Source organism: Alcanivorax sp., assembly GCF_002733835.1.
GTDB lineage: Bacteria > Pseudomonadota > Gammaproteobacteria > Pseudomonadales > Alcanivoracaceae > Alcanivorax.
Genome location: NZ_NVWY01000005.1, coordinates 69782 through 83347, shown reverse-complemented (window position 1 = coordinate 83347; position 13566 = coordinate 69782). Strand labels below are relative to the sequence as shown.

Below are 13566 nucleotides of genomic sequence, written 5' to 3'. Positions count from 1 at the left end.
AACAGGGTATCAGAGTCTGCGCGGGCGGGAGACCTTGCCGATGACGGTGTTGTCCAGGTAGTCCGCCCAGGCCTGCAGCATTTCCCGGCGCTTTTCCTGATAGAGCTGACGGTCGCTCTGTTCGTCGCCGGTCTGGTTGAGCAGCTGTGCCTGGATCTGCTCCGCCTGGTAGCCCAGCTCGCCTAACGCGGTGGCGGCCAGAGTGCGCAGGTTGTCGGTGGACACCGGCGTTGTTCTGGTGACTTTCTTCAGGGCGCCGGTGAGGGTGCTGGCACCCAGATGCTTCTTGCGATCGCGGGTGCCGGGGAAGATGTATTCCTGACGACCGGTGATCGGTTCCATTTCCCGCAACAGCTCCACCGCCTGGCGTGGCAGGGGGACGGTAATGATCTTGTTGCCATCCGGGCTGTCCGGATTGTTGCGGCGGATGCGCCATTCGCCGGCATCCAGATCCATGTCTGACCAGCGTGCGTTGACGATTTCGCTGGGCCGCGCCAGCAGCCAGACGGTGAGTTTGAGTGCGGCGGTGGTGGTGGTGCGGCTCCACTGTCCGAGTACGCCGCTGGCCAGAGTGAAGAGTTGCTCACGGGTGCTGACCAGGAATTCCGGTTCGGTACCGGAGCCGGTAAGCCGGCGACGCAGGGCGCTGGTGTGCTGGTAACCACTCACACCGGTATCCCGGGCATGGGTGTATACCCGTTTGGCGATGCCCAGCACGCGCTTGCCCTTGTCCAGGTGCCCTTCGGCGCCGAGTGCGGCCGCCAGCGATTTCAGATCTTCCGGGGTCACTTCGCTGACCACCCGTTTGCCAATGCTGGAGATCAGGTAGTTTTCCATCTGCCGTTTGGTGCGCCGGAACTGCTCTTCGGATACTTCAAGGCGATACACCCGCTCCAGCCAGTCCCGGGCCACGGCTTCGAAGGTTTCCACCGAGGGGCTGAACACTTCCCGCTTTTCACAGCGGGTAATGGGATCGGTGCCATCGGCAATCAGCTCCCGGGCTTCATCGCGAAGCTGACGGGCGAAGGAAAGGCTGACTTCCGGGCTGGGGCCCAGAGTGATGACCTTGCTGCGGCCGTCGAATCGGTAGCTGAGCTTCCAGGTACGATTGCCATCGGTCTCTACCAGCAGGTATAGCCCCTTGTCGTCCTGGAGTTTGTAGTTTTTCTTGAGGGGAGCGGCGTTGCGAACATCCGCGGAAGTCAGGGCCATGGCTCGCTGCAGGTCAGGGTGAAAGTGGGGCACCACAAACAGGTAGTGCTGTTGTCAATAAACTACCCAGCTTTGCGGTTGCGTTCAATTGTTGTGCGATCAGTACTGTCTCTGGCTCAAAGAGGGGGTAATGCCTCAAGGCTGAACGGAAAACGCCGCCAGTGTTGCTGGCGGCGGTGTTGTCCGGGTATGCAGGCCGGGTTACTCGGCCGGGTTAACACACTCCGCCCGTGACGGTTCCTGCTTACAGCGCACCTTGAGCAGCAGCGACATCATGTCTTTGCTGTAAACGCCTTTTTGGGTGAGCTCAATGCGCGCATCACGCATCATTTCGTCATAGCGAAGCTTGTCTTTCTCGGGGATTCGAATCCACCAGCGATCGGCGATTTCCTTGCTGGCGTTATCGATCAGCTTCATGGCGCGATCAAACTGGCTGAACATGAAGGCACGGGATTGCTGGCCAAAGCCTTCCGGGAACTTGTCTTTCCTTAAGATGACCTGGGCGCTCAGCTGGCCCAGGACGTAATCGAGAATGCCGCCGTCCGGTGCCATGCCTTTGTACAGTTCCAGAGCGGAGTAGCCCATCACCGGTGCAAAGCAAATATCCACGGAGCCGTTGTTAAAACGGGTGGAGAAATTGGTGATGTCGGACATGACCGGTGACATGCCGACCCGCGAGGCCATGCTCGCCTGGGCGCTGTCATATTCGAGCACGGCAATGGATTTGCCGGCCAGTTCTTCAACGGTATCGATTTCCTTGTCTTTCAGGAACAGGAAGGCTGCACCCAGCGGGGCAACGCCGCCCACTTCATAGGGGCCGGAAACCAGATGTTTGTTGACGCTGGGGCTGTTGCTGGCGATCACGGCAATCACCGTTTTCATGGCCTCATAACTGGGGATGGCGCCGATAGAATCCATGCTGCCGGTGTAGCTGTTGAACTGGCGGCCACGGATGCCGGTCAGGACGGCGGCGTCGCATTGCCCGGCCTTCAGGTCCTCGGATGCAATTTTTTCATCCGTGTAGGGTTTTAACTCCACATCCACGCCCCATGCGACGGCGGCAGTCTTGTAGTCGCGCATGATGTTGAAGGTGTCGCCATTGGCGCCAATGATGTCAAATACGCAAAAGGTTCGTTTGGTCAGTGCCATGGCGTTGCCGCTCAGGGATAACATGGCTGCGGTGGCCAGGGCTACCAGGCCCATTCTTGTTTTCATGGTGTGCTCTCCGGAAAGTGAACTGAACTGGCACGACTCGGATAACCTGCCAGTTTCATGAAGTGCATTTTGTTGGTTAGCGCAGGCAAGTACTGTGTGAAAGATGTAGTGCGAGAGCGCGGAAATGTTGCGGGTGTATACAAAGTGTTAACACCTGTTGGTTCTTGCCGTCCTCTTCACATGCGGTGGCGCCTTGCCCGGGCTCCTGCATGGACCTTTTGTCTCATTTACCCGGCAATCGTCTGTGCTACTGTCTTGGAGAGTGACGCCTCGTCACTGGACAAAGGAAGGAGTTGCCCCGGTGGAATTTGATCCGTTCTTGCTGGCTAGACTGCAGTTCGCTGCCAATATCAGTTTTCATATCCTGTTTCCCACCATCACCATCGGTCTGTGTTGGGTGCTGTTCTATTTTCGCCTGCGTTACACCTTTTCCGGTGACAAGGCCTGGGAATATGCCTACTTCTTCTGGGTAAAAATTTTTGCGCTGAGCTTTGCGCTGGGGGTGGTGTCAGGCATCACCATGAGTTTTCAGTTTGGCACCAACTGGCCCGGGTTCATGGAGCGCGCAGGAAATATCGCTGGCCCGTTACTGGGTTATGAAGTGCTCACCGCCTTTTTCCTGGAAGCCTCGTTTCTAGGCATCATGCTGTTCGGGAAAAACCGGGTGTCTAACCACTGCTGTCCCACAGTTTGGGGCGATCATAAATAGAGCCTCATTTGAGGCTCTATTTTTTTGTCTGGAGGGTCCGGATTCAGCAGCTCTTTCAGGGTCTTCTTCTCGAACAGGTTGCCTTGCAGTACTCGCATGATCCTCTGCACGGTCCAGCCGGCCCTTGCGCTGTGACGAGCAAATGACAACAACAGGTAAGTGCATAGGGCAATCCACAGCTGGGTCAGAATCGCGTTGCGGGATGTACCGACAAAGGCCTTGATCTTGAGGTTCTGCTTGATGGCTTTGAAGAATAGCTCAACCTGCCAACGATCCTTATAAATGTCAGCAATCGTGCGTGCGCTTAGCTGGAAGTTGTTGGTCAGGAAGACGTAGCGGCGGCCCGTTTCCGGGCAGCGGAAGCCGACCCGGCGTAGCCGGGGCGCGCCACGCTTGAGGGCATGCGCGCTGTTGAGCTGGATGACCTGGTCCGAGGTCACGCCTTGCCCCTTGCTGAACTTGCGCCGCTCCACCACCTTGTAGATGCTGTTCGGGCGGAGCCGAGTCACAAAGAATACGCCCTTGTCAGTCAATGACTTATACCAGCCATAGTCCACGTAACCCTTGTCGAAGGCAATGATGCTGCCTTTGGGAAAGTCAAAGCCTCGCCCGGCAATCAGTTCGCTTTGTTTGCCATCGGAGATCGACACAAACTCCGGAATCATGCGTTCGTGATTCAGGCCCACGTGCAGTTTTACCGAGGCCTTGTCGGCATTGTTCCGTGCCCAGGGAAACAGGTGGATGGAAAGATCAATCAGGCTGGCATCGAGGGAATAAAGCGGGTTTTTGAAGCGAAAGCGGTGCTGCCCAGGCAAGCTCTGGCAGCGTGTCAGCAGCTTACCAAACAGGGCTTCGTACAACTGGTAGGGCTGTTTCTCGTTTACCCTGGCCAGCGTCGAGCGAGCAATCGGCTTGCCGCCCAGATGGTACAGCTTGCCTTGCTGGGCCTGCAGGTTGGCTTCGATATCTCGCAGGCTCTGGCGGCCCGCTACTTGGGAAAGCGCCATGCCGAGAAACTGATCCCAGCGACTGGCACAGCGCAATTTCTGCCCCTGATGGTGCTCTCGCGCCAAGGCCTCGAATTCATGTCTCGAAACCGGCTTGAGCAGATCGTGAAAGGCGGTGTTAGAATGCGACAAAGCCTGAACCTCCCTGATGACAACGTTTTCTTCGCAGATACATTGTAATCAGATTGGTTCAGGCTTTTTCATTTATCCCAAACTGTGGGACAGCAGTGGCCGAAGCGCCCTTTTTTCGTTATTCCCAGGAAAGGGCGCCGCCCACCTGGTATTCGGTAACCCGGGTTTCGAAGAAGTTTTTCTCCTTGCGCAGGTCCATGATTTCGCTCATCCACGGGAACGGGTTGTTCACGCCTTTGAACTGTTCCGGCAGGCCCAGCTGGGCGAGACGGCGGTTGGCGATGAACTGCAGGTACTCTTCCATCATGGCGGCGTTCATGCCGAGTACGCCGCGTGGCATGGTGTCACGGGCGTACTGGATTTCCAGCTCGGTGCCTTCCAGGATCATCTGGGTGGCCTTGTCGCGCATGGCCTGATCCCACAGGTGTGGATTTTCCAGTTTGATCTGGTTGATTACGTCGACACCGAAGTTCACGTGCATGGATTCGTCACGCAGGATGTACTGGAACTGCTCGGCGACGCCGGTCATCTTGTTGCGGCGACCCATGGACAGGATCTGGGTGAAGCCACAGTAGAAGAAGATGCCTTCCAGTACGCAGTAGAACGCGATCAGGTTTTCCAGCAAGGCCTTGTCGGTTTCCACGGTGCCGGTTTTGAATTCCGGGTCGGACAGGTCGCGGGTGTACTGGATGCCCCATTGCGCTTTCTTGGCGACGGAGGGGATCTCCTGGTACATGTTGAAGATTTCGCCTTCGTCCATGCCCAGTGATTCGATGCAGTACTGGTAGGCGTGGGTGTGAATGGCTTCTTCAAAGGACTGGCGCAGGATGTACTGGCGGCATTCCGGGTTGGTGATCAGGCGGTAGATGGCCAGCACCAGGTTGTTGGCGACCAGGGAATCGGCGGTGGAAAAGAAGCCCAGGTTGCGTTTGACGATGCGACGCTCGTCGTCGGTGAGGCCGTCGGTTTTTTTCCACAACGCCAGGTCGGCGTTCATGTTCACTTCCTGGGGCATCCAGTGGTTGGCGCAGCCATCCAGGTATTTCTGCCAAGCCCAATCGTATTTGAACGGGACCAGCTGGTTCAGGTCGGCGCGGCAGTTGATCATGCGCTTGTCGTCAACTTCCACTCGGCCGGCGGTGCCTTCCAGTTCGGCAAGGCCTTCCTCGATGTCCATCTTGGCCACGGCGGCCTGGGCGCGGGCTACCGCTTCTGAAGCGGCTCGGGCTGCGGCGGTGTTGTCTCGTCGCTGTTGCTCGATTCCATCATCCGCAGAACTTCCCGCTCCCGGTGCTTTAGCTTCAGGTGCCGCTTGGTCAGATACCGTCTCAGATTGCGGCGGCGTTGCGGTTGCGGGCTGCGGTTTGGCGACAGGCGTCTCTTGCGCATTAAATTCGTCCCAGCTCAGCATGTGTTCTCTCCATTCTTTCAAGGGTGGCGCGATGGCGTCACCGGTGGTGCATTCTTTAAGTGGCCTGATGCTGGATGCCTGACGCCGGACGCTTGAAGAAAGGCGTGCGTTGAGCGTCCGGCATCTGGCGTCCGGCGTTTATTGGCAGGCTTCGCAATCCGGATCATCGATGGAGCAGGCCTGGGGTACGTCGGCGGCCTGGCCGAATTCTGCGGCTGGCTCTTCCACCTTGGAGGAAACCCGGTTCAGCTTGCCATCGTTGATGGTGGACTTTTCGGTCTGCGTGGCGCCGATGGCGCGCAGGTAGTAGGTGGTTTTCAGTCCCAGCAACCAGGCCATCTTGTAGGTCACGTCCAGCTTCTTGCCGTTCGCTTCGGCGATGTACAGGTTCAGGGATTGAGCCTGGTCGATCCATTTCTGGCGACGGCTTGCGGCTTCCACCAACCAGCGCGGCTCCACTTCAAAGGCGGTGCGGAACTGTTCTTTCAGGTCCGCCGGAATCCGTTCGATGGGCTGTGCGGAGCCATCGTAGTATTTCAGGTCGTTGACCATCACGTTGTCCCACAGGCCGCGCTCTTTCAAGGCGCTGACCAGGTACGGGTTGACCACGGTGAACTCGCCGGACAGGTTCGATTTCACGTACAGGTTCTGGTACGTGGGTTCGATGGACTGGGAGACCCCGGTGATGTTGGCGATGGTCGCGGTGGGTGCGATGGCCATCACGTTGGAGTTACGCATGCCTTTCTTGGCCATGGCGCGCACGCTGTCCCAATCCAGGGTCTGGCTGCGATCGACCTTGCAGTAGTCCTCGCCACGCTGTTTGACCAGGATCTCGATGGAGTCGATGGGCAGTACACCCTGGCTCCACAGGGAACCGTCGAAGGTCTGGTAGGCGCCGCGCTCTTGCGCCAGTTTGGCGGAGGCCTGGATGGCGTAGTAGCTCACCGCTTCCATGGAGTTGTCGGCAAACTGTACGGCGCCTTCGGAGGCGTAGCTGATGCCTTGCTTATACAGGGCGTCCTGGAAGCCCATGATGCCCAGGCCCACCGGGCGGTGCTTCATGTTGGAACGCTCCGCCTGGGGCACGCTGTAGTAGTTGATGTCGATCACGTTATCGAGCATGCGCACGGCGGTGTTGATGGTGCCTTGCAGCTTCTCGATATCCAGGCCGTTTTCGTCCACGTGCTGGGCCAGGTTCACGGAACCCAGGTTGCAGACGGCGATCTCGTCCTGGTTGGTGTTCAGGGTGATCTCGGTGCACAGGTTGGAGGAGTGCACCACGCCCACGTGCTGCTGCGGGCTGCGCAGGTTGCACGGATCCTTGAAGGTGAACCAGGGGTGGCCTGTTTCAAACAGCATGGAGAGCATCTTGCGCCACAGGTTGATGGCGGGCAGACGCTTGAACAGTTTCAGTTCGCCACTGCGGGTTTTGGCTTCGTATTCCAGGTATGCCTTCTCGAACGCTTCGCCGTACAGGTCGTGCAGGTCCGGGGTGTCGTTGGGGCTGAACAAGGTCCAGTCTTCTTCGTTGATCACGCGCTTCATGAACAGATCGGGAATCCAGTTGGCGCTGTTCATGTCGTGGGTACGACGGCGGTCGTCACCGGTGTTTTTGCGCAGCTCCAGGAATTCCTCGATGTCCATGTGCCAGGTTTCCAGGTAGGCACAGACGGCGCCTTTGCGCTTGCCACCCTGGTTAACGGCCACGGCGGTATCGTTGACCACTTTCAGGAAGGGGACGACACCCTGGGAGCGACCATTGGTGCCCTTGATGTAGGCGCCCAGTGCCCGCACCGGGGTCCAGTCGTTACCCAGGCCGCCGGCAAATTTGGACAGCATGGCGTTGTCCTGGATGGCGCCGTAAATGCCGTGCAGGTCGTCGGGCACGGTGGTCAGGTAGCAGCTGGACAGCTGCGGGCGCAGGGTGCCGGCGTTGAACAGGGTCGGCGTGGAGCTCATGTAGTCGAAGCTGGAGAGCAGGTTGTAGAACTCGATGGCGCGGGCTTCGCGGTTGTCTTCTTCCACGGCCAGGCCCATGGCCACGCGCATGAAGAAGCACTGGGGCAGCTCGATGCGGGTGTCGTTGTGGTGGATGAAGTAGCGGTCGTACAGGGTTTGCAGGCCCAGGTAGGAGAACTGCAGGTCGCGGTTGCCATCCAGGGCGGCGCCCAGCTTGTCCAGGTCGTACTCGGCCAGTTGCGGAGACAGCAGTTCCAGCTCGATGCCTTTGCCGATGTAGGCTTTCAGCGCTTCACCGTAAAGGGCGTTCATTTCATCGTGGCTGGCGCGCTCGGCCACATTCAGGAACTGCAGGGCTTCGGCGCGAATCTTGTCCATCAGCAGGCGGGCGGTGACCTGGGAGTAATTCGGCTCCACCTCGATCATGGTACGGGCGGTGATCACCATGGAGGTGTTCACGTCGTGGATAGACACCCCGTCGTACAGGTTTTTTACGGTTTCGGTGATGATCTTGTCGGCGTTGACATCGCTCAGGCCGGAGCAGGCCGCACGAATCAGGTGCTCAAGGCGGGCCATGTCCAGCGGGGCCTTGCTGCCGTCTTCCATGGTGACAGACATATCCACCTGGTGGGTGGGGGCGGGCAGGTCGCTGCTGTGTTCGGCGGCGCGTTTGGAGGCCTGCTGTTCACGGTACAGTACATAGTCACGGGCGACTTTCTGTTCGCCGTTGCGCATCAGGGCCAGTTCGACCTGGTCCTGGATTTCTTCGATGTGGATGGTGCCACCGGAAGGCATGCGACGCTTGAAGGTGGCGCTGACCTGCTCGGTGAGGCGCGCCACGGTTTCATGGATGCGGGACGATGCAGCGGCGGTGCCGCCTTCCACAGCCAGGAATGCCTTGCTGATGGCGACGGTAATCTTGTCGTCATCGTAGCTCACTACCTTGCCATTACGCTTGATCACGCGCAGCTGGCCGGGGGCGGTGCTGGCAATACTTTGATCCTGGTCGTTGCTGTCGCTGGCAGGGGAGCCGGCGTTCTGTGGGTTTTGGCTCATATCCGTCTGCATGGTGCCCTCTCCGTTGTTTGTGCTTTCGCTGTCTGTTTTGTGTGTTGTGGGCGTGGCAGCTTCACCACGCAAAACGCCACGACCCAGGGCCATGGCGTGTTAAATCGTGTCGTGGGTGGTGCATGGTGGTATCGCGAGCGCGCGAACCACAATATATTGTGTCTTATCCATGACGTTATTCTTTCCCCTTCTTGTCGGTAAAAGGCTAAATCGCTGATGCGATTGCACTTTTCCACGCTGTAGACTGTTTTGTCCTGGGGCGGCGTCCGTTTTACAAAAACCCAACATCTTGGGGTCGGCGCCTGAGTTCAGTACAAGTTATAGTTGCCCCCGCTTTTTTGCAAGCACTTCGCCTGGGGAAATCTTGTGGATAACCTGTGGGGCGATGTGGGTGCATTGCGAGTGCTTTTTTTCTGTGCAGGCGCACACTAGATATAGTGTTTGTCAATGGGGAAAAACGGTCACAGGCTGTTCTGTGTCAAGGGACCGTGGGCCCCACGCAAAAGCGGGGTATGGCGGTTGTTTGTACGATGAACAGGCCGAGAGGTTGCCGTGCACAGCGTGTATGCGTATAAACATCCGATAGGGATACGTTTGTTACAGTTCGCCGGGTTGGCGCTGAAACAAAACGACAATAACGATACAAATTCAAAAGGATAAGGACGGGATGACAACGGTGCAGGATAACCCGCCAGCCATCATGATCGTAGAAGACGACGAGCGTCTTGCCGATTTAACCTGTGAATATCTGCAAAGCAACGGCCTGGATGTCACGGTAGTGAGCGACGGCGAAGAAGCCATTCGTCGCATCCGTGCGGAACAGCCCGATCTGGTGGTACTGGATCTGATGCTGCCCGGGGCCGACGGCCTGACGGTATGTCGTGAAGTGCGCAGTGCCTATAAGAATCCCATCCTCATGCTGACCGCTCGTACGGATGACATGGATCAGGTGCTGGGGCTGGAAATGGGCGCGGATGACTACGTGGCCAAACCGGTGAAACCCCGCGTGTTGCTGGCACGGATTCGCGCCTTGTTGCGCCGGGTGGAAACCGACAGCGAACGTGACAACTCACCGGCCCGCCTGGAATTTGGTGCCCTGGTGATCGACAACTCGGCGCGGGAAGTGACCCTCGCGGGTGAGTCGGTGGACCTGACCAGCGCCGAATACGACCTGCTTTGGTTGCTGGCGTCCAATGCGGGCACGGTGCTCTCGCGGGAGACGATTTTCGAGAAACTGCGTGGCATTCAATATGACGGCCAGGACCGCTCTATTGATGTGCGTATTTCCCGGATTCGCCCGAAAGTGGGGGACGACCCGGAAAATCCCAAGCGCATCAAGACGGTGCGTTCCAAGGGCTATCTGTTCGTCAAGGAAATCGGTGCGGCATAACGGCTGTTGTGGCCGTCGCGGCGCAGGGATGACGCTGGGTGACGTTTGAATAGTATTTTCCTGAGGCTCTACGGGGGCTTGTTGCTGGCGCTGTGTTTCATCGGCGCCATCACCTATGGTGCCGTGGAGCTGGTGAACAGCTACCGATCTGATCTGTACCGGGAAAAAATGGCCCGCGGTACCTTTTTCCTTATGGCGGAAGGCTACCAGCGCTATGAAGCCGGGGATCGCGATCGCTGGAGCCAGGTACTCAGCAAGCTGTTCAGTGCCGAGATATCCCTGAAATCCCGCGAGGAACTGGCGCTGGGCTACCGGGAGAAGCTGCACCTGGAAGACGGCCTGGTGGTCATGCGTCTGAACGACGATGAAGGCTACGCCGACATTCTGTTCCAGATCCCCGACGAAGATGCCTATATCAACACACGTATGACCAAAGTGTCCGAGCAACAGGCGCGGGCCACGGCAGTGTTGATTCTGAATCATTTATCGCATTTTCAGGAATCCGAGTGGGCTCCGGCGCTGGCGGACCTGCAGCATCAGTTTGGTTACCCGCTGACACTGGTTCAGCGTAATGACGTCTCCCTGGATGGCGAGCAGGAGCAGCGACTCAACCGCCGCGAGGTGGTCATCGCCCTGGATGACAGTACCCGCCGTGATTCCAGTATTCGTATTTACGCTCCGGTGGCGCAGACCGGCAAGCTGTTGGTGATTGGTCCGCTAAGCCTGTTTGACCAATTCCCCATTGAGCTGTTGATCATTGCCGGGGCGACTAGCCTGTTGGCGGTGGCATTGGCAACCTACCTGCAGGTGAGTCCGTTGCAACGCCGGCTCAAGCAGCTCGACAATGCCGTGAGCCAACTTGGCAGTGGTGATCTGGGCGCCTACGCCAATATTGAAGGCAGCGACGCCATCGGCCAGGTGGCCGCCACCTTTAATGGCATGACGGCGCACATTCGCCGGTTGATCGAATCCCAGCGGGAGATGACCCGGGCGGTGAGCCATGAACTTCGCACTCCGGTGGCGCGTCTGCGTTTTGGCCTGGAGATGCTGGCGGATATCGAATCGGCGGAGCTGCGCCGGGAAAAGCTCAATGCCATGGATCTGGACATCGAGCAGCTGGATCAGTTGATCGACGAAATTTTGACCTATGCTCGTCTGGAGCAGGGCACACCCAATATCGAATTCCAGCCGGTGGTGATTGGCGAGTTGTGCGAGCAACTGCGCGATGAGCTGGAAACCATCCGCGATGAAACGGTCATCACCGTGATCAATCCGTACCCGACCCTGGAAGTGGAAGCGGAAGAGCGTTACCTGCACCGGGTGTTGCAGAACCTGGTGACCAATGCCCTGCGCTACGCGAAAGCACGTATCGTCATGCGGGTGGAGGAGAGCGAGGATCTGGTGGTGATCCATGTGGACGATGATGGTCCGGGTATTCCGGAGCATGAGCGCGAGCGGGTGTTCAAACCCTTTGCCCGGCTGGATAAAAGTCGTCACCGGGCCAGCGGCGGGTATGGTTTGGGGCTGTCCATCGTGAAGCGGATTGTGGACTGGCACGGCGGAGAGATTCGCGTGGAAGAAAGCCCGGAAGGCGGAGCCCGGTTTACCGTAAGCTTGCCCAAGAGCCAGCAAGGCCAGCATGTGCTGGGTCGGATGAGCGGATAGTGCGCCGGGCACCAGATACCGGACGATATCGAAAACCGTAATCGAACCCGGCTGCAGTGCGCGAGCTGTGCGTCAGGCACCCGGTGCCAGGCGATATATAGCCGATAAGGTCTATAAGGTTGTCCGTTATCGTGCAATCTGTCATCGGACCTTCATTTAAAATGCGTCTCCCGACGCCCTCCGGGACGTCTGCCTGATCCAGCCACCAATACTGATAACAGGATTAGCCGAGTCATGTCTTACATCCTATCCATCGACCAGGGCACCACCAGTTCCCGCGCCATCGTTTTTGATGCCAGTGGCCGTGCCTGTGGGCAGGCGCAGAAAGAGTTTCGCCAGCATTTTCCCCAGGATGGCTGGGTGGAACACGATGCCATGGAGATCTGGAATGACACCCTGGCGATGTGCCAGCAAGCCTTGCGCAATGCCCGGGTGGAGGCACAGCAACTGGCCGCTATCGGTATCACCAACCAGCGCGAAACCTCCGTGCTGTGGGACCGGGAAACCGGGGATCCGCTGGCCAAAGCCATTGTCTGGCAGGATCGCCGTACAGCCGCCACCTGTGAAAGGCTAAGGGATCAGGGGCATGAAAGCTGGGTGCGCAGCAAGACGGGCCTGCTGTTGGATCCTTACTTTTCGGCCACCAAGCTGGCCTGGTTACTGGATAACGTGGCGGGTGCCCGCCAGCGTGCTGAGGCCGGTGAGTTGGCATTTGGCACCATTGATAGCTGGCTGCTGTGGCAGTTGACCCGCGGCAAGGTGCACGCCACCGATGCCACCAATGCCTCGCGGACGCTGTTGTTCAATATTCATGAACAATGCTGGGATGAGGAGCTGCTGGCCTTGTTCAATGTGCCGGCTTCAGTGCTGCCGGATGTGCGAGACAGTGCCGCCGACTTTGGTACCACCTGCCCGGAATTGTTGGGCGCGGCCGTGCCGGTGGCGGGTATTGCCGGGGACCAGCAGGCGGCTCTGGTCGGCCAGGCCTGTTTTTCTCCGGGGATGGTGAAAAGCACCTATGGCACCGGCTGCTTCATGGTCATGAATACCGGCGAGGCAGTGGAATCCCATAACCGGTTATTGACCACCGTGGGCTACCGCCTGAACGGCAAGACCACCTATGCCCTGGAAGGCTCCATTTTTGTGGCGGGTGCGGCGATCCAGTGGCTGCGTGATGGCCTCAACCTGATTCGTGATGCCAGTGAAACCGAAGCGCTGGCCCGCCGTGCCGGTTCCGCCGGTGGCGTGTATCTGGTGCCGGCCTTTACCGGCTTGGGGGCGCCCTGGTGGGACCCCCATGCACGGGGCGCGTTGCTGGGCCTGACCCGCGACACGGGTATTGCCGAAGTGGTAACCGCAGGGTTGGAAGCGGTGTGCTACCAATCCCGGGATCTGCTGGATGCCATGGCAGCGGACTGTGGCACTCGGCCCACCACTCTGCGGGTGGATGGCGGAATGGTGGTGAACAACTGGCTGAGCCAGACCCTGTCGGATGTGCTGGGCGTCTGTGTGGATCGGCCGGTGGTCACCGAAACCACCGCCCTGGGAGCGGCCTATCTGGCGGGTCTGGGGGTGGGCTTGTATACATCGCTGGAGTCCGTGGCCGAGCAGTGGCGTTGTGAGCGGGAGTTTTCCCCGGCGCTGGACGAGGCGGAGCGTCAGAAACGCTACCAGGGTTGGCGGGATGCGGTGGCCCGGGTCTGCCAGTCCTCCCCGGATTCATCAAGCCGCTAAAGTGCATAAAAATCAGAAGGTTCGGTGCGGTAAAATCCGTTTTACAACGATGAGCGGTTCCGTT

Annotated in this window: 9 protein-coding genes; 4 read left to right on the top strand and 5 right to left on the bottom strand. The window is 58.6% G+C overall.

The genetic code is table 11. From position 1 onward, the window contains the following. Positions 1–9: 9 nt before the first annotated feature. Positions 10–1212 (bottom strand): integrase arm-type DNA-binding domain-containing protein, encoded by a 1203-nt coding sequence (locus COA55_RS04490; protein ID WP_290500801.1) that lies wholly within the window; start codon positions 1210–1212, stop codon positions 10–12. A gap of 201 nt (positions 1213–1413) precedes the next feature. Further along, positions 1414–2385, bottom strand: a complete 972-nt coding sequence (locus COA55_RS04485) for a putative solute-binding protein (protein WP_290500853.1) — start codon at positions 2383–2385, stop codon at positions 1414–1416. A 343-nt stretch (positions 2386–2728) separates the two neighbouring features. Between COA55_RS04485 and COA55_RS04480 the strand changes: the two genes are divergently transcribed. After that, a complete protein-coding gene (locus COA55_RS04480) occupies positions 2729–3136 on the top strand; it encodes a cytochrome ubiquinol oxidase subunit I (RefSeq protein ID WP_290500800.1) in 408 nt (135 codons plus the stop codon). On the opposite strand, the gene COA55_RS04475 is transcribed toward COA55_RS04480, so the two are convergent. From COA55_RS04475 to COA55_RS04465, 3 genes are all read right to left on the bottom strand, one after another. Beyond that, positions 3127–4275 carry an IS4 family transposase gene (locus tag COA55_RS04475; protein ID WP_290500799.1) on the bottom strand — a complete coding sequence of 383 codons (1149 nt, stop codon included), beginning with the start codon at positions 4273–4275 and terminating at the stop codon, positions 3127–3129. The two genes, COA55_RS04480 and COA55_RS04475, sit on opposite strands and share 10 nt — an antisense overlap. A 118-nt stretch (positions 4276–4393) precedes the next feature. Beyond that, positions 4394–5686: a ribonucleotide-diphosphate reductase subunit beta gene (locus COA55_RS04470; RefSeq protein WP_290500798.1), complete on the bottom strand. Its 1293-nt coding sequence runs from the start codon at positions 5684–5686 to the stop codon at positions 4394–4396. Between the two features lie 138 nt (positions 5687–5824). Beyond that, positions 5825–8713, bottom strand: a complete 2889-nt coding sequence (locus tag COA55_RS04465) for a ribonucleoside-diphosphate reductase subunit alpha (RefSeq protein ID WP_290500797.1) — start codon at positions 8711–8713, stop codon at positions 5825–5827. Between the two features lie 667 nt (positions 8714–9380). Between COA55_RS04465 and COA55_RS04460 the strand changes: the two genes are divergently transcribed. The 3 genes from COA55_RS04460 to glpK all read left to right on the top strand — a co-directional run bounded on the left by COA55_RS04460 (position 9381) and on the right by glpK (position 13502). Beyond that, positions 9381–10103, top strand: coding sequence for a response regulator (locus COA55_RS04460; RefSeq protein WP_007149065.1), 723 nt, complete (start codon positions 9381–9383; stop codon positions 10101–10103). Between the two features lie 45 nt (positions 10104–10148). Then, positions 10149–11768 (top strand): ATP-binding protein, encoded by a 1620-nt coding sequence (locus tag COA55_RS04455; protein WP_290500796.1) that lies wholly within the window; start codon positions 10149–10151, stop codon positions 11766–11768. A 234-nt stretch (positions 11769–12002) separates the two neighbouring features. Next, a complete protein-coding gene (glpK, locus tag COA55_RS04450; protein ID WP_290500795.1) occupies positions 12003–13502 on the top strand; it encodes a glycerol kinase GlpK in 1500 nt (499 codons plus the stop codon). The last annotated feature ends 64 nt before the right edge of the window (positions 13503–13566 follow it).

Coding starts and splice junctions, on each gene's coding strand:
- COA55_RS04460 (WP_007149065.1), top strand. CDS start 9,381: ATGACAACGGTGCAGGATAACCCGCCAGCCATCATGATCGTAGAAGAC.
- COA55_RS04490 (WP_290500801.1), bottom strand. CDS start 1,212: ATGGCCCTGACTTCCGCGGATGTTCGCAACGCCGCTCCCCTCAAGAAA.
- COA55_RS04465 (WP_290500797.1), bottom strand. CDS start 8,713: ATGCAGACGGATATGAGCCAAAACCCACAGAACGCCGGCTCCCCTGCC.
- glpK (WP_290500795.1), top strand. CDS start 12,003: ATGTCTTACATCCTATCCATCGACCAGGGCACCACCAGTTCCCGCGCC.
- COA55_RS04470 (WP_290500798.1), bottom strand. CDS start 5,686: ATGCTGAGCTGGGACGAATTTAATGCGCAAGAGACGCCTGTCGCCAAA.
- COA55_RS04485 (WP_290500853.1), bottom strand. CDS start 2,385: ATGTTATCCCTGAGCGGCAACGCCATGGCACTGACCAAACGAACCTTT.